Origin of the sequence: Micromonospora sp. WMMD975, from assembly GCF_029581215.1 — a bacterium.
Lineage (GTDB): Bacteria > Actinomycetota > Actinomycetes > Mycobacteriales > Micromonosporaceae > Micromonospora.
In genome coordinates, this window is sequence record NZ_CP120739.1 from 2,206,070 (window position 1) to 2,228,304 (window position 22,235).

The 22,235-nt window shown below is 73.3% G+C and carries 23 protein-coding genes; 11 read left to right on the top strand and 12 right to left on the bottom strand.

Annotated features, from left to right (window positions below; genetic code table 11):
• Positions 1 to 147: 147 nt before the first annotated feature.
• From O7613_RS09360 to O7613_RS09370, 3 genes are all read left to right on the top strand, one after another.
• Complete coding sequence (locus O7613_RS09360; RefSeq protein WP_282293291.1) at positions 148 to 1,098, top strand: LamG-like jellyroll fold domain-containing protein; 951 nt, start codon at positions 148 to 150, stop codon at positions 1,096 to 1,098.
• Between the two features lie 32 nt (positions 1,099 to 1,130).
• Complete coding sequence (locus tag O7613_RS09365) at positions 1,131 to 3,233, top strand: PQQ-dependent sugar dehydrogenase (protein ID WP_282293292.1); 2,103 nt, start codon at positions 1,131 to 1,133, stop codon at positions 3,231 to 3,233.
• A gap of 139 nt (positions 3,234 to 3,372) precedes the next feature.
• Entirely contained in the window at positions 3,373 to 3,705 is a 333-nt protein-coding gene (locus tag O7613_RS09370) for a YciI family protein (RefSeq protein WP_282293294.1), read from the top strand.
• Here the strand turns inward: O7613_RS09370 and O7613_RS09375 are convergent.
• A complete protein-coding gene (locus tag O7613_RS09375; protein WP_282293295.1) occupies positions 3,702 to 4,061 on the bottom strand; it encodes a hypothetical protein in 360 nt (119 codons plus the stop codon). The genes O7613_RS09370 and O7613_RS09375 overlap by 4 nt on opposite strands.
• Positions 4,062 to 4,201: 140 nt before the next feature.
• Between O7613_RS09375 and O7613_RS09380 the strand changes: the two genes are divergently transcribed.
• Together O7613_RS09380 and O7613_RS09385 are read left to right on the top strand one after the other, a co-directional pair.
• A complete protein-coding gene (locus tag O7613_RS09380) occupies positions 4,202 to 4,471 on the top strand; it encodes a GlsB/YeaQ/YmgE family stress response membrane protein (RefSeq protein WP_282293296.1) in 270 nt (89 codons plus the stop codon).
• Positions 4,472 to 4,666: 195 nt separating this feature from the next.
• On the top strand, positions 4,667 to 5,242 hold the full coding sequence (locus tag O7613_RS09385) for a hypothetical protein (protein WP_282293297.1): 576 nt from the start codon (positions 4,667 to 4,669) through the stop codon (positions 5,240 to 5,242).
• A 45-nt stretch (positions 5,243 to 5,287) separates the two neighbouring features.
• On the opposite strand, the gene O7613_RS09390 is transcribed toward O7613_RS09385, so the two are convergent.
• The 8 genes from O7613_RS09390 to O7613_RS09425 are packed head-to-tail and all read right to left on the bottom strand — an operon-like array spanning position 5,288 to position 13,552.
• Positions 5,288 to 6,463 carry an SGNH/GDSL hydrolase family protein gene (locus O7613_RS09390; RefSeq protein WP_282293299.1) on the bottom strand — a complete coding sequence of 392 codons (1,176 nt, stop codon included), beginning with the start codon at positions 6,461 to 6,463 and terminating at the stop codon, positions 5,288 to 5,290.
• 18 nt (positions 6,464 to 6,481) lie between these two features.
• Positions 6,482 to 7,642 carry a glycerate kinase gene (locus O7613_RS09395; RefSeq protein ID WP_282293301.1) on the bottom strand — a complete coding sequence of 387 codons (1,161 nt, stop codon included), beginning with the start codon at positions 7,640 to 7,642 and terminating at the stop codon, positions 6,482 to 6,484.
• Positions 7,642 to 8,481: a sugar phosphate isomerase/epimerase family protein gene (locus O7613_RS09400; protein ID WP_282293303.1), complete on the bottom strand. Its 840-nt coding sequence runs from the start codon at positions 8,479 to 8,481 to the stop codon at positions 7,642 to 7,644. Before O7613_RS09400 ends, O7613_RS09395 begins: the two co-directional genes overlap by 1 nt.
• The gene (locus O7613_RS09405) at positions 8,478 to 9,641 is read right to left on the bottom strand and encodes a dihydrodipicolinate synthase family protein (RefSeq protein WP_282293304.1); all 1,164 of its coding nucleotides are present in this window, start codon (positions 9,639 to 9,641) and stop codon (positions 8,478 to 8,480) included. The genes O7613_RS09400 and O7613_RS09405 overlap by 4 nt, the downstream gene beginning before the upstream one ends.
• Complete coding sequence (locus O7613_RS09410) at positions 9,638 to 10,789, bottom strand: Gfo/Idh/MocA family oxidoreductase (protein ID WP_282293305.1); 1,152 nt, start codon at positions 10,787 to 10,789, stop codon at positions 9,638 to 9,640. Before O7613_RS09410 ends, O7613_RS09405 begins: the two co-directional genes overlap by 4 nt.
• 20 nt (positions 10,790 to 10,809) lie before the next feature.
• On the bottom strand, positions 10,810 to 11,631 hold the full coding sequence (locus O7613_RS09415) for an ABC transporter ATP-binding protein (protein ID WP_281589584.1): 822 nt from the start codon (positions 11,629 to 11,631) through the stop codon (positions 10,810 to 10,812).
• Positions 11,632 to 11,636: 5 nt separating this feature from the next.
• Positions 11,637 to 12,656, bottom strand: a complete 1,020-nt coding sequence (locus O7613_RS09420; RefSeq protein ID WP_282293307.1) for an ABC transporter substrate-binding protein — start codon at positions 12,654 to 12,656, stop codon at positions 11,637 to 11,639.
• 17 nt (positions 12,657 to 12,673) lie between these two features.
• Positions 12,674 to 13,552 (bottom strand): ABC transporter permease subunit, encoded by an 879-nt coding sequence (locus O7613_RS09425; RefSeq protein ID WP_282293309.1) that lies wholly within the window; start codon positions 13,550 to 13,552, stop codon positions 12,674 to 12,676.
• Between the two features lie 137 nt (positions 13,553 to 13,689).
• Here O7613_RS09425 and O7613_RS09430 point away from each other — a divergent pair, with 137 nt between their 5' ends.
• The 4 genes from O7613_RS09430 to O7613_RS09445 all read left to right on the top strand — a co-directional run bounded on the left by O7613_RS09430 (position 13,690) and on the right by O7613_RS09445 (position 17,115).
• A complete protein-coding gene (locus tag O7613_RS09430; RefSeq protein ID WP_282293311.1) occupies positions 13,690 to 14,721 on the top strand; it encodes a LacI family DNA-binding transcriptional regulator in 1,032 nt (343 codons plus the stop codon).
• A complete protein-coding gene (locus O7613_RS09435) occupies positions 14,718 to 15,875 on the top strand; it encodes an enolase C-terminal domain-like protein (protein ID WP_282293313.1) in 1,158 nt (385 codons plus the stop codon). The genes O7613_RS09430 and O7613_RS09435 overlap by 4 nt, the downstream gene beginning before the upstream one ends.
• Positions 15,876 to 15,914: 39 nt before the next feature.
• Positions 15,915 to 16,424: a pyridoxamine 5'-phosphate oxidase family protein gene (locus tag O7613_RS09440; RefSeq protein ID WP_282293314.1), complete on the top strand. Its 510-nt coding sequence runs from the start codon at positions 15,915 to 15,917 to the stop codon at positions 16,422 to 16,424.
• Positions 16,425 to 16,701: 277 nt separating this feature from the next.
• Positions 16,702 to 17,115 carry an NUDIX domain-containing protein gene (locus tag O7613_RS09445; protein WP_282293315.1) on the top strand — a complete coding sequence of 138 codons (414 nt, stop codon included), beginning with the start codon at positions 16,702 to 16,704 and terminating at the stop codon, positions 17,113 to 17,115.
• A 279-nt stretch (positions 17,116 to 17,394) separates the two neighbouring features.
• Here O7613_RS09445 and O7613_RS09450 read toward each other — a convergent pair whose 3' ends face one another.
• Complete coding sequence (locus O7613_RS09450) at positions 17,395 to 18,126, bottom strand: methyltransferase domain-containing protein (protein ID WP_282293316.1); 732 nt, start codon at positions 18,124 to 18,126, stop codon at positions 17,395 to 17,397.
• A gap of 92 nt (positions 18,127 to 18,218) precedes the next feature.
• Here O7613_RS09450 and O7613_RS09455 point away from each other — a divergent pair, with 92 nt between their 5' ends.
• Entirely contained in the window at positions 18,219 to 18,764 is a 546-nt protein-coding gene (locus O7613_RS09455) for a DUF6817 domain-containing protein (protein WP_282293318.1), read from the top strand.
• Here O7613_RS09455 and O7613_RS09460 read toward each other — a convergent pair.
• The gene (locus O7613_RS09460; protein ID WP_282293319.1) at positions 18,754 to 19,572 is read right to left on the bottom strand and encodes an RNase H family protein; all 819 of its coding nucleotides are present in this window, start codon (positions 19,570 to 19,572) and stop codon (positions 18,754 to 18,756) included. The two genes, O7613_RS09455 and O7613_RS09460, sit on opposite strands and share 11 nt — an antisense overlap.
• A gap of 88 nt (positions 19,573 to 19,660) precedes the next feature.
• Entirely contained in the window at positions 19,661 to 20,212 is a 552-nt protein-coding gene (locus O7613_RS09465; protein WP_282293320.1) for a DUF4352 domain-containing protein, read from the bottom strand.
• Positions 20,213 to 20,311: 99 nt separating this feature from the next.
• On the opposite strand from O7613_RS09465, the gene O7613_RS09470 reads away from it, so the two are divergent.
• Positions 20,312 to 22,231: an N-6 DNA methylase gene (locus tag O7613_RS09470; RefSeq protein WP_282293323.1), complete on the top strand. Its 1,920-nt coding sequence runs from the start codon at positions 20,312 to 20,314 to the stop codon at positions 22,229 to 22,231.
• Positions 22,232 to 22,235 lie beyond the last annotated feature (4 nt).

Consider the following 22,235-nt stretch of genomic DNA (forward strand, 5'->3'; position numbering starts at 1 on the left):
ACTCCTGGAAGGCCATTGATCCGCGCCGCGCTCTTGCCTGGGGCGTGCCGACAAGCATAGGGTACGAAAGCGCTTACGTAAGCGCTTTCGCAGCTTGGTGATCCACCTTCGACACCACCTCACACCGACGAAGGGAGCACCACCACCATGAGAAGACCTCAGACGGCCGCCGCGGCGGCCACCACCGCGCTGGCGCTGGCACTCGTCGCCGCCGCGAGCCCGGCCACCGCCGACCGGCCCGGACCGCCCGACGTCCACCCCGCCCTGCGGTCACACCTGGTCGCCTACTACGACTTCGACCACCCGGTCCCCGGCGATCCCGCGCTGGAACGCGACCAAGGGCGCTCCGGCACTGAGATCGAGCTGGTCAACGGCGGCGCGGCGATGCGGGTGCCGGACCGCGCGTACCCGGGCAGCGGCCGGGCGTTGCAGACCCGGCAGATCGCGCCGGCGGCCACCGGCAACGACGACTGGAAGGCGGGCATCTGGTCCGCCAGCGGCGTACGCACGCTGCGCCTGTTCGCCGCGACCGGCGGCACCACCGTGATGGGCTGGTTCAAGCGCGAGATGGACGGCCCGGCGCTGAACTCCACCACCGCCGACCCGACGGACCGCTACAACGCCATCGGCCTGGCCGGCGTGCTCACCGGCGACTCCGACGGGCACGGCGTGCGCGCGCTGCTCGAACTCATCGACGTCAACGGTGAGCTGCGGCTGGTCGCGCTCGGCCGGCGCGTCGACGGCGGCGCCTCGCAGACGTTCGCCGCCCGGGAGGACTGGCGCACGCTGCTGCCCAAGGGCACGTGGGTGCACCTGGCCGCCACGTACGACTTCACCCGGGGCACGATGGCGCTCTACCGCGACGGCCGCCCGGTCGACGGCTTCTACACCACCGCCGGCGACCCCTGGCAGCTCGACGGCCCCGGCCCGCACGTCACGAGCGCCACCGACCCGCGTGGCATCAAGCTCGGCGGGAGCTTCCCGCAGGACACCCTCGAACGCAATCCCTGCGACTGCCGGATGGACGGGCTGATGTTCCTCGACACCGTCGTGCCGGCCCGCGACATCGCCGCGCAGTACCGGCTGATGAGCCGATGACGCGCCACCGCCCGACCGAGAAGGAGAACCGCGTGTCCCACCGCCGTGGCAGCGCCGGCCGGCTCCGCAGAGCCGTGTTGACCGCCGGCGTCACCGCCGCCACCCTCGTCCTGTCCACAGTGGTCGGCGCGCCCGCCCAGGCCGCCGGGGCGGTCTACGACCCGATCCCGGCCAGCCCCACCCAGTCCCGCCTCGGGCTGGTGCTCCAGGAGTACGCCAGCTTCCCGCAGTCCACCCCCAACCCGGCGCCCGTCGACGAGCGCCTGAACCGTAAGGCCCGGATCAACACCATCAGCGAGCTGCCGGACCGTTCCGGCCGCCGCGCGGTGCCCGACCTCAACGGCAACCTCTATCTCGTACGCGACGGGGTGCCGCACGTCTACCTCGACGTGGCCGCCACCTTCGCGCCGCAGTTCTTCTCCGGCCGCGGCCTCGGCCAGGGCTTCGGTTACGTGGCGTTCCACCCGGAGTTCGGCCGCAACGGTCGCTTTTACACCATCCACACCGAGCAGGCCACGCTCGCCACCCGGACGCCCGACTACGCCCAGCCGAACACCATCTACCAGGCCGTCATCACCGAGTGGACGGCGAGCGACCCGGCCGCCGACACGTTCGCCGGTACCCACCGGGAGCTGCTGCGCATCGGCTTCGCCGGCCAGATCCACGGCGTTCAGGAGATCAACTTCAACCCGACCGCGAAGCCGCGCGACCGGGACTACGGGATGCTCTACCTCGCCGTCGGCGACGGCGGCCAGGGCTACCGCAACGGCGACCCGCAGAACATGGGCCTGCCGCACGGCAAGCTGCTGCGCATCGACCCGCGCGGCGCCAACGCCCCCAACGGCCGCTACGGCATCCCCGCCGACAACCCGTTCGTCACGCGCGCCGGCGCGCTCGGCGAGATCTACGCCGTCGGCTTCCGCGACCCGCACCGGTTCTCCTGGGACCAGGCCACCGGAAAGATGTACCTGGGCCACATCGGCGAGCACGCGGTCGAGTCCATCTACGAGGTACGCGCCGGCGACAACTTCGGCTGGAGCGAGCGCGAGGGCAACTGGGTGTTCGACAAGACCGCCACGAACCCGTGCGACAAGCTCTACCCGCTGCCGGCCGACGACGCGACGTACGGCTACACGTACCCCGTCGCCGCGTACGACCACGACCCGGCCGCGGACTGGAACTGCACCTCGGACGTCGGGGTCGCGGTGGCCGGCGGGTTCGTCTACCGGGGCCGGACCCTGCCGGCGCTGACCGGCAAGTACGTCTTCGGCGACCTGGTCGACGGCCGCGTCCTCTACACCGAGGCGAGGGAGATGCGGCGCGGCCGGGGGCTCGCCGAGATCCACCGCCTCGCGCTGTACACGCCCGCCGGTGACCTGGTGCGCATGCAGGACCTGTCCGCGCCCGGCGCGCCCGGCGACCCCAACCGGGTCGACCTGCGCTTCGGCACCGACGCGGCCGGCGAGCTCTACCTGCTGGCCAAGGCCAATGGCACAATCTGGAAGGTGGTCGGCACGAAGAAGGTGGCGGACGGCGACGTGGGCCGGACCCGGGTGACCAACACCGGCGGCGCCGGGAACTGGGCGCCGCGGACGCCGTCGAAGTGGCGGTTCGAGGGCAACCAGGTGATCCTCGCCGAGGCCGGTGACGCGCCCGAGGGCCCGCGGCGTCCCTTCGAGTACGCGGTGCTGACCAAGGGCCCGGCCTGGACGTCGGTCCGGATCGACGCCAAGGTACGCCTCGACACCCCGGTCGAGGTGACCAACCGCGACGTGATCATCGTGTTCGGCTGGCAGTCGGACACGCAGTACTACTACGCGCACCTGTCCACCGACAACACGATCTATCCGCACAACGGCATCTTCAAGGTGGACAACGCCGACCGCGAGCGCATCGACCACCAGTGGAACGGCCGCTCCCGGGGCGCGAACCCGGCGGTCACCGACGCGAAGTGGCACGACGTGCGGGTGGTGCACCTGCCCGCCACCGGCGAGATCGCCGTCTACGTCGACGGGCACTCCGATCCGTTGATGACCGCGAGGGACACCACGTTCACCTCGGGTCGGGTGGGCTTCGGCTCGTTCGACAACGAGGGTCGCACGCGGAACCTCACCGTGACCGGCAAGCCGGCCTGACGCACCCCCTCCGCCGCGCTGATTCACGGAAACCGTGGCTATTCCGTGGGGGATGGCCACTGTTTCCGTGAATCGGCGGGGTCGGTGAACGCGCGTGGTAGGCAGGGTGGTGACGGAACGCGCGACGGGAGGAACTGCCATGCCGACGTTCATCACCATTGGGTACGGCGACCAGGCGGGCTACGACCGCACCGACCCCGCCGTACGCGACGCGGCGCACGCGCACGACGAGCGGCTGCGGGCGGCCGGGGTACGGATGGGCGTCGCCGGCTCGCCGGTGCAGGTGCGCAACCACGACGACGCGGGCACCGACATGCGCGACGGGTCGTTCCTGACCTCGGCGCTTCCGGTCGGCGGGTTCGCCGTCATCGAGGCCGCTTCGATGGAGGAGGCGATCGAGATGGTGTCGAGGACCCCGTGCGCGGTCGCGCACGGCGTGGTCGAGGTGTGGCCGCTGCGGGACACGCCCTAACCGAGCCGGCGCAGGGCGGCGTCCACGGTGTCGTCGGGCCTGCTGTTGAAGGCGATCGCCGCGCCCGGCGCGTGCCGGTGCACCAGGTTGATCACCTGCTCGAAGAACGCCAGCAGCGGCTCGTGCTTGCGGATGCCGCCGCCGATCACCACGCAGGCGTAGTCCCGCCGGGTCAACGCCGCCGCGATCTCCCGTTCGGCGTCCGCGTCGGTCGCGGTGAGACACAGGTCGGCCTCGATCCCGTGTTCGGCGAAGCGGGCGTGGCCGCGCGCGATCGCGGCCACCACCGGCTCCGGGTCCCAGCCGGGGATCCGGACCGGGTCGAGTCCGATGACGAGCACCGGGCCGTGCGCCATGGGTCCTCCTCGGGTGCGACGGTTCGTCCGACCATCACACCCCGTCGACGGTGGTCCGGCCAGCCCGCCACCCGGTTTGATTTTTCGTTGCCCCGGGCAATCAGTCGGTCGACTCGTACCCCCGTGGAAGGGCGGCAACCATGCACGTCGGCGGCATCGTCTCCGGCATCATCATCGGCCTGGTCATCGGCGCGGCGGGCCGGCTGGTCGTACCTGGCAAACAGAACATCCCGATCTGGCTCACCCTGGTCATCGGCGTGGTCGCCGCACTCCTCGGCACGGCCGTCGCCGGCGCGCTCGACGTGGCCGACACCAGCGGCGTCGACTGGATCGAGCTGCTGATCCAGGTGATCTTCGCCGCGGTCGGTGTGGCCATCGTCGCCGGCACGTACGGCCGACGGCGACTCTGACCCGACCGCACCCCCGGGCCCGCGTGACGGCGGGTCCGCGCCCGGACCCCGGCGTCATGCCGGGGTCCGCTCCGCGGTCGATACGGCATAGGCCGGACGTGATCGGCGCGGCGCCGGTTGCCGGCACTGTGTACGCTGCGGCTTCGGCGAGGACGCGCCGACGTCCCGGCCGCGGAGCCTGATCGGGAGGTACGCATGCCTCGACGTGCGGTCGTCGGCGTGACCGTGCCGCTGGTGATCCTGGCGGTGGCGCGGACCCTGCTCACCGAGGAGAGCCGACCCGATCCACGCGCGTTCCGCAGGTACGAGCCGCCGGGCGAGTTGAACAAGGCCGAGCGTGACTACGTGAGCTGGGCCCAGAGCCACATCGCGGCGGTGGTCGGCGTGGCACGGGTCCGCTCGATCCGTTACCAGTGCGTCGCCGTGGCGTCGGGCGTCTCGGCGCTCGCGGTTCCGTTCGCGCTGGCGGTCTCGGCGCCCACCTGGGTGCCGGCGGCACTCGGGCTCCTCGCCGCATCCGGCCAGCTCGTGCAGGGGATCGTCCGTGACCGCGAACAGTCCATGCTCGGTCACCAGCAGGCGGTCAGGCTGCAACGGACGTTGCGCGTGTTCCACAGCGAGTCGGACGAGTCGCAGTCCGCGCCGGAGGTCAAGCGGCGGTTCCGCGCCTTCCGCGACGCGTTCGAGACGGCCAAGGAGGAGTACGGCGCACCGATCCTCGACGTCCGCCGCCAGGAGCCACCCCCGATCGTGGGGACCCGCACTCCCTGACGGAGCCGGCCGGGACGCCGCGAGCGTTCCGCCCGGGCCGGTTTCTCAGGAAGGGACGGCGGCGAACGGGCCGCCCGGGCCGAACGCCAGCGCGGCGAAGCGCTCGCCGATCCGGCGGTCCGCGACCGGGTCGGGGTGCAGCTGGTCGGGCAGCGGCAGTTCGGCGAAGTCCGCCTCCCCATACAGCTCCAGCCCGTCCAGGTAGTGCAGGTGCGGGTCCTCGGCGGCCCGGGCGGCCACGATCCGGGCCAGTTCCGCGCGGATGACCCGCAGGGTGAGCTTGCCGGCGGCCTGGTCGGCCGGGTCACCCGTGGCACGGAACTGGAGCGTGCCGGTGCTGAGGTCGGCGGCGCCGGGGCCGGGCGTGTCCTCCTGCACCGGGCACAGGATCGACGAGACGACGAGCAGCGGGGTGTCCGGGTGCCCCTCGCGGAGGGTGTCGAGGAACCCGTGCACCGCCGGGGTGAACGCGCGCAGCCGCATCACGTCGCTGTTCACCAGGTTGATGCCGATCTTGACGCTGATCAGGTCCGCCGGGGTGTCCCGCATCGCCCGCGCGGTGAACGGGTCGAGCAGCGCGCTGCCGCTGAACCCGAGGTTGACCAGCTCGACTCCGGCGAGCCCGGCGGCGATGGCGGGCCACGTGCCGGTGGGGCTCTCCGCGTCCGAGCCGTGGCTGATCGAGCTGCCGTGGTGCAGCCACACCCGCCGGCCGCGGTCGCCGACGGTCTCCACCGGCGCGTCGGTGCGCAGTGCCACCAGTTCGGTGATCTCCCGCTGCGGCAGCCAGATCTCCACCTCCTTGTCGCCGGCGGGCAGGTCGGTGAAGCCGACCGTGGCGACCGGACCCGGCTCGTTGGTCACGGCGCCGGTGGTCAGGTCGATGGCGAGCACCTTGCCGCCGCCGGCCGTGCCCTGGCCGGCGAGGCGCCCGTCGACAAGCAGGTCGTAGCGGCCGTCCGGGCGCGGCGGCGCGCCCCGGTAGACCATCTTGGTGGCGAGCACGTCCAGCTCGACGACGGTGGCGCGGGTGCGGAACAGCAGCCGTACGCCGGACGGCATCGCCTCCGCCATCGCCACCTGCGGGTCGGTGTTCTGCGCCCGGGCCCGGGCGGGCAGCCGGTGCGGCAGCACGCCGTGCGCGGTGGTCTCCAGGTCGAGCGCGCCGCGCAGCAGCTCGGGGGTGATCGGCGTGGTGATCGAGGGGTGCGGGGAGGTCATGATCCGATCGTGGCGCAGCTACCCGCCGGACGGCCACCTGTTTTGCCCGACAGGCCGGACTTGTGCGGCGAGCCGGCCGCCCGCCTCGCGCAGCCAGCGGCCCGGGTCGGCCAGCGCCGACGCCGTCGACCCGGCCAGCTCGACGAGCGACACCGCCGCCGTCACCGGCTCCGGCGGCGCCGCGCCGAGCTGACCGGCGACCACCTGCACGGGTACGCTGGCGGCGGCGGCCGTGTCGAGCAGTGCGCCGACCACCTTGCCGCGCAGCGACGTCTCGTCGAACCGGCCCTCGCCGGTGACCACCAGGTCCGCCCCGGCCAGTGCCTCGGGCAGCCCGGCCAGCTCGGCGACCGCCGCCGCGCCGGGCACGATCCGCGCGCCCCAGAGCGCCGCCAGCCCGTACCCGGCGCCGCCGGCCGCACCCGCGCCGGGCTGGTCGGGATCGCCGCCGGCGGAGTCGGCGAGGCGGCGCAGCGCGGCGTCCAGCACGGCGACGTCGTCCGGGCCGGCGCCCTTCTGCGCCCCGAACACGACGGCGGCGCCGGCCGGCCCGGTCAGCGGCGCGGTCACGTCCACCAGCAGCCGCACCCCGCCCGGCGGTGGTGGACGCAGTCCGGCGCGGTCGAGGTATGCCAGCCCGGCCAGCGCGGCGCCGCCGAGCGGCAGGTCCCGGCCCTCGCGGTCCCGCAGCCGCAGCCCGAGGGCGCGCAGTGCGCCGGTGCCGCCGTCGGTGCTCGCGGACCCGCCGAGACCGATCACGAGCGCGGTGGCCCCGGCGTCGAGCGCGGCGGCGGCGACCGCGCCCAGGCCGTAGGTGTGCGCGTGCCGGGGGTCGGGGCCACGCAGCAGCGGCAACCCGCTGGCGCGGGCCAGCTCCAGCACGGCGGTGCACCCGCCGGCGGTGCCGACGCCCTGCCCGGCGACCTGGTCCTCCGGCAGCAGCAGCCAGCCGGCGTCGACCGGCCGCCCGTCCGGCCCGGGCACGGTGGTGGTGTGCCAGACCGCGTCGGGCCGGGCGGCGGCGAAGGCGTCGAGCGTGCCCTCGCCGCCGTCCGCGAGCGGCAGCAGCCGTACGTCGTCGTCGGGCCGGCGGGCCCGCCAACCGTCCGCGACGGCGCGGGCGGCGTCGGCGGCGGCGAGCGAGCCCTTGAACGAGTCGGGCGCGACGACGACCCGCATCAGTCGGCCAGCACCAGCTCGACGTAGCGGTCGGCCATGGTGGCGAGGACCTCGTCCGGGTCGGTCGCCCACACCTCGGCGTTGAAGATCTCCACCTCGGTGTCCCCGGTCCAGCCGGCCGCCTCGACGGCCCGGCGCAGCGGCGGGAAGTCGATGTGCCCGTCGCCCATCATGCCGCGACCCAACAGCACGTCGGCCGGCAGCGGGGTGAGGAAGTCGCAGACCTGGAAACTGGCGATCCGCACCCCGGCGCGGGCGATCTGCCGCCACACGTCCGGATCCCACCACACGTGGAACGTGTCCACCACGACGCCGACCTGCTCGGTCGGGAACGCCTCGGCCAGGTCCAGCGCCTGCCCGAGCGTGGACAGCACCGCCCGGTCGGCGCAGTACATCGGGTGCAGCGGCTCCAACGCCAGGCGCACGCCGCGCTCGCCCGCGTACGGGGCCAGCTCGGCGAGCGCGTCGGCGACCCGGTGCCGGGCCCCGAGCAGGTCACGGGAGCCGGGCGGCAGACCGCCGACGACGAGCACCAGGCAGTCGGTGCCGAGCCCGGCGGCCTCGTCGATGGCGCGCCGGTTGTCGACGAGCGCCTCGGCCCGCGCGCGTTCGTCGACGGCGGTGAGGAACCCGCCCCGGCACAGCGACGACACCCGCAGCCCGGCGTCCGCGACGAGCTTCGCCGCGGCCGGTACGCCGATCTCGGCGACCGGCTCACGCCACAGCCCGATCGCCGGGATGCCGGCGCGCACGCAGCCGTCGACCGCCTCCCGCACCGACCAGCGCTGCGTGGTGCGCTGGTTGAGCGACAGCTTCGCCAGTCGCGGGTCGGCGGTCATCCGGTCACCCCCGCTACGGTCAGGTAGCCGCGCATCCGGTCGGCCGCCAGCTCCGGGTCGAGCAGCAGCCCGGCGGCGTCGGCCAGCCGGAACGTCTCGACCAGGTGCGGGACGCTGCGCCCGCCGTGCAGGCCGCCGACCATGGTGAAGCCCGGTTGCCGCCCGTTCAGCCAGGACAGGAACGCGATGCCGGTCTTGTAGTACGGCGTGGGCGCGGCGAACACGTGCCGGGACAGCGGCACGGTCGGGTCGAGGACCGCCCGGAAGCCGGCCGGGTCGCCCGCGTCGAGCCGTTGCAACGCCGCCGACGCGGCCGGGGCGATGGCCGCGAACGCGCCGAGCAGCGCGTGGCTGGACCGGGCGCCGTCGCCTTCGATCAGCTCCGGGTAGTGGAAGTCGTCGCCGGTGTAGACCTTCACCGTCGGCGGCAGCAGCTCCCGCAGCCGCACCTCCCGCCCGGCGTCCAGCAGCGACACCTTCACCCCGTCGATCACGTCGGCGTGGGCGTGCACCAGCGCGACGAACGTCTTGGTGGCGTCGTCCAGGTCGGTCGAGCCCCAGTAGCCCGCGAGGGCCGGGTCGAACATGTCGCCGAGCCAGTGCAGCACCACGGGCGCGCCGGCGGACCGCAGCACCTGCTCGTAGACGCGCCGGTAGTCGTCCGGTCCGGTGGCGAGCGCGGCGAGGTGCCGGCTGGCCATCACCACCGCGACCGCGCCGCACTCCTGCACGTACGCGACCTGCTCGGCGTACGCGGTGACGACCTCGTCGAGCGTGTCGGGCACGGCGGTGAGCTGGTCGGTGGCCGCCCCGGCGACGATGCGCCCACCGCAGGCGGCGGCCTCGGCGGCGCTGCGCCGGATCAGCTCCTGGGTGGCCGCCCAGTCCAGCCCCATGCCGCGCTGCGCGGTGTCCATCGCCTCGGCCACGCCCAGCCCCCAGGACCAGAGGTCGCGCCGCACCGCGAGGGTGGCGTCCCAGTCCAGCCGGGCCGGGGCACCGGGGGCGTTGTCGGCGTACGGGTCGGCGACCACGTGCGCCGCCGCGTACGCGATCCGGCTGGCCGGCGGCGCGGCCGGCCGCTGCCAGCCGGCCGGTTCCCGCAGGGTGAGCGTCTCGACGCCGCCGCCCCGGGTGGGCAGGGTGATCCGCGCGGTCACCTGTCGATCTCCCCGATCTCGATCCGCCGGCCCTCGCGGGCGGAGCGCAGCCCGGCCTCGGCGAGCTGCACACCGCGCACGCCGGCGAGGAAGTCCCACGGGAACGGCTCGTTGTCGACGACGTGCCGCAGGAACGCCTCCCACTGCACCTTGAAACCGTTGTCGTAGTCGGCGTTGTCGGGCACGGTCTGCCACTGCGCGCGGAACGGCTCGGTGACCGGCAGGTCCGGGTTCCACACCGGCATCGGGGTGGCGCCGCGGTGCTGGATGCGGCAGTCGCGCAGCCCGGCGACCGCGCTGCCGTGGGTGCCGTCGACCTGGAACTCGACCAGTTCGTCCCGGTAGACCCGCACCGCCCAGGACGAGTTGATCTGGGCGATGATGCCGCCGGCCAGTTCGAAGATGCCGTACGCGGCGTCGTCGGCGGTGGCCGGGTAGGTGACGCCGTTCTCGTCGACGCGCTCCGGGATGTGCGTGGCGGTGACGGCGGTGACGGCGGTGACCTCGCCGAAGATCTGCTCCAGCACGTAGTGCCAGTGCGGGAACATGTCGACGGTGATGCCGCCGCCGTCCTCGGCGCGGTAGTTCCAGCTCGGGCGCTGCGCGTCCTGCCAGTCGCCCTCGAACACCCAGTAGCCGAACTCGCCGCGCACCGACAGGATCCGGCCGAAGAAGCCGCCGTCGACGAGCCGCTTGAGCTTGCGCAGGCCGGGCAGGAACAGCTTGTCCTGCACCACGCCGTTCTTGACGCCCCGGGCGGCGGCGAGCCGGGCCAGCTCCAGCGACCCGTCCAGCCCTTCGGCGAGCGGCTTCTCGGTGTAGATGTGCCTGCCGGCCTCGATCGCCGCCCGGATCGCCTTCTCCCGCTGGGCGGTCACCTGCGCGTCGAAGTAGATCTGGTGGCTGTCGTCGGCGAGCGCCGCGTCCAGATCGGTGGTGTACGAGGTGAGCCCGTGCCGGGCGGCGATCTCGGCGAGCCGGGCCTCGTTGCGGCCCACCAGGGTCAGCTCCGGCCAGATGCGGCTGCCGTCGCGGGCGGGCAGTCCGCCCTGCTCGCGGATCGCGAGCAGGGATCGGACGAGATGCTGCCGGTAGCCCATCCGTCCGGTCACGCCGTTGAGGATGATCCCGATAGACGTGCGCTCCACGTGTGTGTCCTTCCCAGTGCTCAGTCGGCCGACGTCGTCGCGCCCAGCAGATCGCGGATGCGTTCGGTGACCCGGGCGAAGACCGGGTCGGACATGGTCCGGCCGTAGTCGCGTTCCGCGGGCAGGTCGACGTCGATGACCTCGGCGACGGTGCCGGGTCGAGGGGTCATGACGATCACCCGGTCGGCGAGGTAGGCGGCCTCGGCGATGGAGTGGGTGACGAGCAGGACGGTGGTGCCGGTCTCCCGCCAGATGCGTCGCAGCTCGACGTTCATCTGTTCCCGGGTGAGCGCGTCGAGCGCCCCGAACGGCTCGTCCATCAGCAGCACCGGAGGGCGGTGCAGCAGCGCGCGGCACAGCGCCACGCGCTGCTGCATCCCACCGGACAGCTCGTTCGGGTACGCGTCCTCGAAGCCGGTCAGCCCGGTCATCGCGATCAGCTCGTCCACCCGGGCGCGGGCCTGCGCCTTGGGCATCCGGCGCATCTCCGCCTGGAGCAGGATGTTGCGCCGGGCCGAGCGCCAGTCCAGCAGCGCGGCGCGCTGGAAGACGTACCCGATGTCGCGGCGTGGCCCGCGGACGTCCTCGCCGTCCAGGCGGACCTGGCCGGACGTCGGACGCAGCAGCCCGGAGACCAGCTTCAGCAGCGTCGACTTGCCGCAGCCGGACGCGCCGACGATGGCCACGAACTCGCCGGGGGCGATCCGCAGCGTCACGTCGCGCAGCGCCGTGGTGTCCTTCTTCTTGGTGCGGAAACGGACCGCCACCTGGTCGATCTCGACCGCGGCGCCGGTCGCCGTGGCGTCCGCGGCGGCAGCGGCGGTGGGGTTGCCGACCGTCATCGCGTTCATCCCTTCGGGGCGAAGCTCGCGTCCCAGTAGGACGCGGGCGACTCCGCCTTGCTGATCACGCCGGAGTCGGCGAAGACGGAGATGGTCTTCTGCCAGTCGGCCTCGTCGTTGACACCCGGGGCCATGGACTTCGTGGCGTCGGTGTGCAGCAGTTGCAGGGTGGCGTTGAACTGGTCGGTGAGCACCTTCTCCGAGGGCAGTTGCTGGGACGCGCCGGCCATCGCCGCGACCGCGCCGGCCGGGTCGGACTGGGCCGCGGTCCACGCCTCGCTGCTCGCCGCCACCATCCGCTTCACCAGGTCCTGCTTGTTCTTGATGGTGTCGGTGGAGGCGATCAGCCCGTTGCTGTAGAAGTTGAGCCCGTGCTCGGCGAACTTCAGGTACGACACCTGCTTGCCGGCCTTCTCCTGCATGGTCGGGCCCTGGTCGCTGGCGAAGCCGAGCAGCGCGTCGGTCTTGCCCGACATGACCGCGGCCATCTTGCCGGCCGGGTCGGTGTTCTGGAGCGTGACGTCGCCGGCGGAGAGGCCGTTGGCCTTCAGGAACGCCGGGAACGTCTTGCTCAGCGCGTCGCCGGCGGTGGAGGCGATGGTCTTGCCCTTGAGGTCGGCCGGGGCGTTGATGTTCTTGTCGGTGAAGAACTGCACCGACGACGGGGTGGTCTGGAGGAAGACGCCGACGCTCCTGACGTCCATGCCCTGGCCGACCGCGGCGAGCAGCGCCGGGGTGTCGGCCCAGCCGAAGTCGGTCTGCCCGGCGGCGGTGGCCTGGACGGTCTTCTGCGAGCCCTGCCCGGCGTTGATGGTCAGGTCGATGCCGTGCTTGGCGAAGATGTCCTTCTTCTGGCCCAGGTAGAACGGGGCGTGCTCGCCGTACGGGTACCAGTTGAGCGTCAGGGTGACCTTGTCCTTGCCGTCGGCGCTCTTGGCCTGCTCGCCCCCGGAGGAGGAGCCGCAGGCGGTGACGGAGATGAGGAACGCCGGCAGCAGCGCGGCGGTGAGGAAACGCTTCTTCATCTGCGGATGACTCCGTTTCACATCGTTGTGGTGGTGGCGTCGGTGCGGCGGCTGGCGTGCCACGGCAGCAGGACGTGTTCGAGCAGTTCGACGACGACGAACAGGACGACGCCGAGCAACGACATGACGACCAGCCCGGCGAACAGCGTCGGGGTGTCGAGGTTGCCGTTGGCCTGCAGGATCACGTAACCGAGGCCCTCGTTCGCGCCGACGAACTCGCCGACCACGGCGCCGGTGACGGCCATCGTGGCGGCGACCTTGAGGCCGGCGAACAGGTGCGGCAGGGCGGCCGGGAACCGGATCTTCCGGAATGTCTGCGCGGGCCCGGCGCCCATGGTGGCGGAGAGTTGCAGCATCTCCGGGTCGATGGATTTCAGGCCGGTGACGGTGGAGATGACGATCGGGAAGAACGCCATCAGGACCGCGACGACCACCTTCGGCGACAGCCCGAAGCCGAGCCACACCACGAACAGCGGCGCGATCGCGATCTTCGGGATGACCTGGGCGAACAGCAGCAGCGGGTAGAGGCTCTTCTCGACCGTGGGGGAGTAGACCATCACCACGGCCGAGAACACGCCGACGGCGATCGCGATGACGAAGCCGAGCACCGTCTCGTAGGTGGTGATCCAGGTGTGGTGGGCGAAGTAGCCGGGTTGCGCCCGCACCACGTCGAGCGTGTCCGCGGGCGAGGGGACCAGGTACGGCTTGACCAGGTCGGCCGCGGTGACCACCCACCACAGGACGAGGATCGCCGCGAGGACCGCCGCCGGGCGCCAGGTGCGTGAGGCGAACCGGAGCGTGGCGGCGCCGGGCCGGCGCGTACGGCGGGCGGCCGGGGCGTCGCGTCCGGGCGGGCTGGTCCGTCCGGGCTGCTCGATGGTGCTCTGCGCGGCCATGACCCTCCGTTCTCGGTGGGGCCGAAACCCGGTGAGGTCGGGAATCGACACTGAATGCGCTTTCAGTAAGCGCTTTCAGGGTGTTACCGTAACCACGCCGAAACGAGCAGGTCAAGACGTACCGCAGGGGGAAAACGATGCAGCCACGGACGCACGTGACCCTGGAAGACGTGGCCAAGGCCGCCGACGTCTCGCTTGCCACGGCCTCCCGCGCGCTCAACGGCATGCGGGTCACCCCGCAACTGCGGGACCGGGTCCTCGCCGCCGCCGCGCACCTCGCCTACGCCCCCAACGCGCACGCCCGGGCGCTGGCCGGCGCCTCCCACCGCACCGTCGGCGTGATCTGCCACGACGTCACCGACCCCTACTTCGCCGCCATCGCCGGCGGCGTCATGCGCGTCGCCGGCGCCAACGACCTGCTGGTCATGCTCGCCAGCACCTTCCGCGACCCGGAACGCGAGATCGCGTACGTGTCGATGCTGCGCGCCGAACGCGCCCCGGCCATCCTGCTGGTCGGCTCCGGCTTCGAGGACGCCCGCTGGGAACGGGCCATGGAGGCCGAGCTGAAGCCCTACCTCGACGGCGGCGGCCGGGTCGCCGTGGTCAGCCGACACCGCAGCCTCAAGGTCGACAGCGTGCTGCCGGAGAACCGGGCCGGCGCCGCCGCCATGGCCCGCGCCCTGCTGGAACTCGGCCACCGCCGCTTCGCGGTGCTCTCCGGCCCTCGCGCGCTCACCACCGTCGCCGACCGGCTCGGCGGTTTCCGCGACGAACTGGCCGCCGCCGGCGTCCCGCTCGACCCGGCGCACGTCGTCGAGGGGCCGTTCACCCGCGACGGCGGCTACCAGGCGATGACCGAGCTGCTCACCCGCGGCCTCGACGCCACCTGCGTGTTCGCGCTCACCGACGTGATGGCCATCGGCGCGTACGCGGCGCTGCGCGACCACGGGCTGTCCGTGCCCGCCGACGTCTCCGTCGCCGGGTTCGACGACATCCCCATCGTCCGCGACCTCACCCCGCCCCTGACCACTGTCGCCCTGCCGCTGCGCGAGCTCGGCGAGAAAGTGATGGAGATGGCACTGACCGAGAACACCGGCCGCCGCCGGCGGATCCTGCGCATGACCGGCGAGGTCGTCCTCCGCGCCAGCACCGCCAAGGTGGGCGCGTGACCGCGCTCGCCGGCCTCACCGTCGACCGCGTCGACACGTACGCGGTCGCGCTGCCCACGATCCGCTCGTTCGGCGTCTCCGGCGGCGCCGTCGCCGTCGCCGGCACCCCGAGCATCCGCGTGCTGGTCAAGGTGAGCGCCGACGGCATCACCGGCTGGGGCGAGGCCACCCCGATCCCGGCCTGGACCTACGAGACCGCCGAGTCGATCGTCACCACCGTCGACCGTTACCTCGCCCCGGCGATCCTCGGCCGCCCCGCCTGGGACCTCGACGGCGTCACCACCGCCTTCGACCGGGCCGTCAACCGTGGCTTCACCATCGGCGCGCCGCTGGCCAAGGCCGCCGTCGACATCGCGCTGCACGACCTGCTCGGCCGCGCCCTGGGCGTCTCCGTCGGCGTGCTCTGGGGCCAGCGCCGCCGGCACACCGTCGACCTGGGCTGGATCGTCGCCGGGCAGGACGCCGCCGAAGTCGCCGACGCGGTCGCCGAGGGACGGGCCGCCGGCTACCGGGCGTTCAAGGTCAAGGTCGGCCTGCACACCGAGGCCGAGGACGCCGCAGTGGTCCGCGCCGTGCGCGACGCCGCCCCCGACGCCGCGCTCTGGGTCGACGCCAACCAGGCGTACACCTCCGACGCCGCGCTGCGGATGGCCCGCCGCCTGGCCGACCTCGACGTCACCGCGTTCGAGCAGCCGCTGCCGGCCAACGACGTCGCCGGGCTGCGCCGGCTGCGCGCCGCCTCACCGGTGCCGGTCGCCCTCGACGAGAGCCTGCGCCACCCCAGCGACCTGGCCACCTTCGTCAAGCTCGACGCCGTCGACGTGGCCATCGCCAAGGTGCAGCGCAGCGGCGGGCTGACACTGTCCCGGCGGCTGTGCGCGCTCGCCGAGGACGCCGGGGTGCGGCTGATGGGCTCCGGGCTCACCGACTCCGACCTCGGGCTGGCCGCCTCGCTGCACCTGTTCGCCGCGTACGGCATCGACACCCCGGTCGATCTCAACGGCCGGCAGTTCCTCACCTCCTCCTACGCCACCGGCGAGACGGTGCGGATCCACGACGGGGTGGCGACCGTGCCCACCGGGCCGGGCCTCGGCGTGGACGTCGACGAGTCGGTCGTGCGCGAGCTGGCCGTGGACGTGCTCGCCCGGCGCTGACACGGGCCGGTAGGGTGCCGCCATGATCGAGGACGCGGCGTGCCGTTGACCAATCCGTGGCTGGCCGGGCCGACGCCGACGAAGGAGCTCGACCGGGAGCGCCTCGAGGAACGCATCCTCAACCTGCTGTCCGCGCAGAACATGTGCGTCCTCGCCACCGCCGGGCCGGACGGGCCGCTGGCCACGCCGGTGCGCTACTACCCGCTCGACTTCACGTTGATGTTCACCGCCGCGCCGCGCTCGCCGAAGATGCGCAACATCGCCGCCGACCCGCCCGTGTCCGTCGGCGTCTTCGCGCCGCTGGTCGGGCTGGCCAGCAGTCGCGGCGCGCAGGTGTTCGGCGCCGCCCGGGTGCTCGCCCCGGACCATCCGGACCACGCCCACCACTGGTCGGCGTTCCGCTGGCAGAACGAGCACGCCGAGCGGGGCCGATCGCTGACCGAACCGCCTCAGGAGACGCTCGTGCTCGTCGAGGCGGAGCGGATCGTCTACACCGAGCACTGGCTGCGCCGCGAGGGCTACGCCCCGCGCCAGCACTGGCACCGCTGACCCCCTGCCCCGCTGCTCCTGGCTGCTCTCGCTGCCCTCGCCTCGCCTCGTCGCTGCCCTCGCCTCGTCAATCTTGGACTTGTGATGCCAATGTCTGCGGCTTGTGCACCTTGTGCGAGGTGCCACAACTCCTAGATCGACGGGCGCGTCCGCGACGCGGGGTTCGGTCGAGGGCTGCGCTGCCCCGGTGTAAGCGTCGCCGCCGGACTGACCGGGCTGACGGGCTGGCCGGCTGGACGCGGTGGGCCGCCGGCCGGGTCTGTGGCATGCTCGGGCGGTGGCCAGCTACGACGTCGCCCTCGTCCTGCTCGTCGACCCGTCCGGCGCGGTCCTCATGCAGCACCGCGACGGCAACGCGCCGGTCTCGCCCCACCAGTGGAGCCTGCCCGGCGGCGGCATCGAGCCCGGCGAGACACCCGAGCAGGCCGCCCGTCGCGAGCTACTTGAGGAGACCGGCCTGACCGCCGGGGAGCTGCACCTGTTCTGGAGCGGTCCGCGCCCACACGAGGAGGGCTTCCCGCACACCGTCACCGTGTACGTGTTCCGGGGCGCCACCGACGCACGGCAGGAGGACGTGGTGCTCGGCGAGGGCCAGGCCATGGTCTTCATCCCCCGCGACCAGGTGCTCGATCGGGAGCTGGCGGTCAGCGCCGCGAAGGTCCTGCCGCTGCACCTGGCCGACGGCCGGTAGCCGGCGACCCGCCGCGACTCGGTCCGCCGGTGGCCCCGGTCCTGAGGACGGCAGGGGCCGAGGGTGCCGATTCCTGTCCTACAAACTTGATGGCGTGAATGACTCAGGCGACGCCGGACCACACGCGGGCGCGCTGAGTCACCCGTGCCGTCACGTTTTCAGGCATCGGGAAGCAGCCGGTGGTGGGCGCGTACGCCGCGGCTGCGCCTGCGCCACGGCTGATCACCTGGGGTGGCGGCGGCGCTGCGGATCACCTGGGGTGGCGGGCGGTGCTGCGGATCAACGCGCCACCAGCAGGTCCAGCGCGTCGGTCATCGGGCCGGCGTCCACCCGCGCGGCCTCGCGCAGGCGCACCACGCCCGCGGCGTACTCGTCGTCGGTGATCAACTGGAGCGGGGTGTGCGCCTCCCGGCGCAGCATGCCCGCCGCCTCCCACAGCGACGCGGCGGTGACCTGCGGGACCGGCACCACGGACGCCGCGGCGAAACCGGCGTCGGCGAAGGCCGCCTCGACCTCGGCGACGCTCGGGTAGGTGTCGAGCACGCGCACCGCCTCCGGGAAGAAGCGGAACAGCGTGATCGCCTCGTGCCGGCCGGCGAACGCCGACCGGATGAGTACCGGCCCGCCCGGCCGCACCACCCGCCGTAGTTCCCGGGCCGCGGCGGCCAGGTCGGGCACGTGGTGGATGACCGTGGAGAGCCACGCGGAGTCCACGCTGGCGTCGTCGAGCGGGAGGTGCGCCGCGTCCCCGGCCAGCACCGGACGGACCACGCAGCGGGCCCGCATCGCCGCCGACGGTTCCACGGCGACGACCTCCAGCCCGGGGAACCAGGTGGTGAAGCGTCGCGCCCAGCTCCCGGTGCCGGCGCCCAGGTCGAGCAGCCGCAGACCCGGCCGTGGGGCGAGGTGCCGGGTGACGGCGTCCCGCCAGGCGGTGAGCCCGTCGTCGCTGAGGTGGCGGGTCGCCGCGAAGGCTTCCGCGTCGGTGTCGTCGTACGCGATGCGCGCCATGCCGCAAGCCAACTATCCGGCCCGGACGCGCGGCAAGCGTTGTGACGAACGGCGCAGACCCGGTGTGGTCCACCGCGCGTACGGTCGAATCCATGAGCACCGACGTCGATGTGCGGGCGTGGCTGCGCGACCGGGGAGCCGAGACGATCGAGCATCCCGGCGGCACCCTGTACGCCCACCTGTGCCGCGTGCGGGACCGCCTCGCCGAGCTGGGGCAGGAACCCGCGGTGCAAACGGCCGGCCTGGCGCACGCCGTGTACGGCACCGACGGTTTCGACGTGGCGTTGCTCGACCGCACCGACCGGGACGCGTTGCGCGACCTCGTCGGGGCCGACGCCGAAGCCCTCGTCTACCTCTACGGCGCGTGCGACCGGAAGCGCTCCTGGCCGCGGCTCGCGACCACCGGGACGGTCCACGACCGCTTCACCGGGGAGACGACGACGGTCCGGGGCGACCAGTTGACCCCGCTGATCGACCTGAGCATCGTCAACGAGTTGGACGTGCTCGACCACTTGCCCCGCGTGTCCGACCGGCATGTGGCGTACCTGCGGGGGTTGTTCGCCGCATGGGCGCCGGCCGCGTCCGCGGCCGTCCGTGGGGAGGTGGCGCGGGTCCTCGGCCCGGAGGTCAGCGGGTGAGGCTGGCGTGCCAGTCCCGCAGGAACGCCTCGGCCAGCGCCCGCGCCCGGGGCCGTACGTCGAAGGTCTCCTCGACCCGGCGGCGGGCCATGTGCGACAGACCGTCCGCAGCCTCGTTCAGCGCGTGCCCGCTGTGGCCCTTGACGTGGCGGAAGGCCAGGTCCGGCCGGTGGCTCACCCGGTCGGCGAGGCGCACAAGTGTTGGCCGGTCGGCCCACCGGCGCTGCCGCACGCTGTAGCCGGCCGGCATGGCCGCCACCTCACCGTCCTGCCAGCGGCCCAGCCAGCGCAGCGCGGCGAGACTGTCCACCAGCACCGTCATCCCGGCCGGCGGTTCCGGGTACGCGGTGAGCAGGAAGTCCACCGCCCGCAGCTCGTTGACAAGCACCCGGGACGCGCCGGTCGGGTCGAGGCGACCCGTGCCCCGGCTGCGGAGGCCGTACCGGCCGTCGCTCGCCACGTACCCGATGCCGCCGGCACGGCCCTTCCAGCTGGCGTCGGTCGCGGCGACGACCGGCGCGGACGTCGCCGCCCAGCGTCCGACCTGGCCGCGTCCCCGTTCCTGGTCCGGTTGCGGCCGGCAGGCGGTGCCGTGTTCCTCGGCCAGCCGGGTGGCGTTGTCGAGGAGCTGACCGGCGGAGGTGAGCTGGTCGTAGTGGGCCGCGGTGAGCGCCAGCGTGACCGCGTCGCCGATGCGTTGGCACTGCGGGCAGTTGGTGCGGAAGACGTAGCGGCGCAGCGGGAGGACGCGGTCGTGCAGGGCGGCGGGGAGCAGGTTCAGGGCCTGGCGGAACTCGTCGGGTCGCACGGGTGCCTCCTGACGTCTCGGAGCGGCTGAGGTCGAACGGGGAGGGGTGCGGGGCGGACGGCGTGGCCCGCCCCGCGTGGGCGGCCGGTCAGGCGAGGGAGACGGTGACGCCGCCGGAGAACGGCGAGTCGTGCAGTTCGAGCCGCGCGAGCTTGACGTTCTTCGGGATGTCGAAGACGACCACGCCGGTGACCTTGTTGCCGGGGTTGATGTCGTTGAGGAACGTCTCGGCGTCCTGGTTGGCGTAGAGCGCGGCCGTGCCGTCGGCGGAGTATTCGGTGCCGTTGGCGGCGTACGCCTTCTGGCTGCTGCCGTCGAACATCTGCGACTCCTTGCCGATGTTCTTCACGTTGACGGTGACCAGGCAGAACTGGCCCTGCGCCTTGGCGCCCAGCATCGACGAGCCGACCTTGGCGACGCCGCACCTGGCCGACTTCACGGTGAACTCGAACTTGCCGTCGCGGGCCGGCTTGCCGATGGTCGCGGTCTTTGGCTTGTCGTCGCCCTTGGCGGCGTCGGCACCGGCACCGGTGCCCGCGCCGGCCTTGCTGCTGCTGGTGGTGTCGTCGGTGGAGCCGGCGCCGCAGCCCAGCGCGACGAGGGCACCGGCGATCAGAGCGAGCATCGTGGTCTTGCGCATCGTTTTCCTCCTGCTGTGAACGTGGCGGCGTCAATGAGAGTATCATCTGTGAACGCTGTCAACGGACATGATGCTTGACGGGTGTGACACACTCCGAACGTGCAGGAGACACCGACCATCACCGCAGCGGAGATCGCCCGGCTCGCCGGTGTCGGCCGCGCCGCCGTCAGCAACTGGCGCAAACGGCACGACGACTTCCCCGCGCCGGTCGGCGGCAGCGCCACCAGCCCCGAGTTCGACCTCGCCCAGGTCGAGCGGTGGCTGCACGCCCAGGGCAAGCTCCCCGAAGTCGCCACCGCCGACCGGCTCTGGCGACACCTCGCCGCCACCAGCGCCTCCCCGGCCGCCGGCCTCGCCGCCGTCGGCGCCCGTCTGCTCGCCCGGCAACGTTTGTTAAGCGGGGGCCCCGCCTATACCGAAAGCGTTAAGCGGGGCCCCCGCCTTAACCTCACCCCGCTGCTGCCCGACGTCGACGCGCTCGCTGGCGAACTCGGCCCGCAGGGCGCGTTCGACGCGCTGTGGCAACGCTTCTCCGCCCCCGGACCCGGCCGCCCCTTCGCCACCCCCGACGACCTCGCCGACCTGATGGTCGGGCTGGCCGGCGTCGGCGGCGGCTCCGTCTTCGACCCCGCCGCCGGCTCCGGCGCCACGTTGCGCGCCGCCGTCCGCGCCGGCTGCACCTCCGCGTACGGGCAGGAACTCGACCCCGACCTCGCCCGCCTCGCCGAACTGTGGCTGGCTCTGCGCGACGTGCGAGGGGAGGTCAGCACCGGCGACTCGCTGCGCGCCGACGCCCACCCCGGCCGCACGTTCGACGCCGTCGTCTGCCACCCGCCGTTCGGCGCCAGCAACTGGGGCGACGACGAACTCGGCCACGACCCCCGCTGGATCGTCGGCACCACCCCGCGTACCGAACCGGAGCTGGCCTGGGTGCAACACGCCCTCGCGCACCTACGCCCCGGCGGCCACGCCGTACTCCTGATGCCTCCCACCGTCGCCGGCCGCCGCGCCGGCCGCCGCATCCGCGCCGAGCTGCTCCGCCGAGGCGCGTTGCGCGCCGTCGTCGCGCTGCCGCCGGGGGCGGCGGCGCCGCACGGCGTACCCCTGCATCTGTGGGTGCTGCGACGCCCGCCCGCCGACGCGCCGCCACCGGCGCGGACGCTGCTCGTGGACGCCGCCGACCTCGCGCGCGTCCTGGACACCTGGCGGGCTTTCACCGCGGGTGCGGACGTCGAGGAACCCGGCTACGCCCGCGCCGTGCCGGTCATCGAGCTGCTCGACGAGGAGGTCGACCTCACCCCCGCCCGCCGCCAACCCGCCGTCGTGGGCGAGGCGACCGGAGAGCAGTTGGTACGCACGCGCGAACGTCTCGCCGCCGTCGTCGCGGACCTGCCGGCGCTGATGCCGCAGGTCACGCCCGCACCCGACGGGGTCGACGGGGAGTTCCTCACCGTCGGCGAGCTGGCCCGGGCCGGGGCGCTCCAGCTCCTCGGGCCGATCCGGGGCGCGGCTGGTGACGGTGGTGAGCCGGCCGGCGACGGGCGGCCGGTGCTGACCGTGCCGGACGTGCTGGGCGGCGTGGCGGCGTCCGGGCGCGACGACGGGCGGCTCGGGCAGGAGATTCCGCTGGCCGTGGGCGACGTGGTGGTGCCGATGATCGCGCGGCAGCTCACCGCGCGGGTGGTGACCGTCGACGGGGTGTTGTTGGGGCGCAACCTCTATCTGCTGCGGCCCGATCCGGCGGCGTTGGACCCGTGGTTCCTGGCCGGGCAACTGCGGACGTCGACGAATGAGCGGCAGGCGTCGAGTTTGTCGGGGACGCTGCGGTTCGACGTGCGGCGGGCGCAGGTGCGGCGGGTGTCGCGGGAGGCGCAGGGGGCGTACGGGGAGGCGTTCCGGCGGCTGGACGCGTTCGAGTCGGCGTTGCGGCAGGCGGCGACGCTCGGGGCTGACCTGGTGCAGCTCACCGCTGACGGGTTGGCGCGCGGCGCGGTCCGCCCCGAGGGGGAGCGGCGATGACATC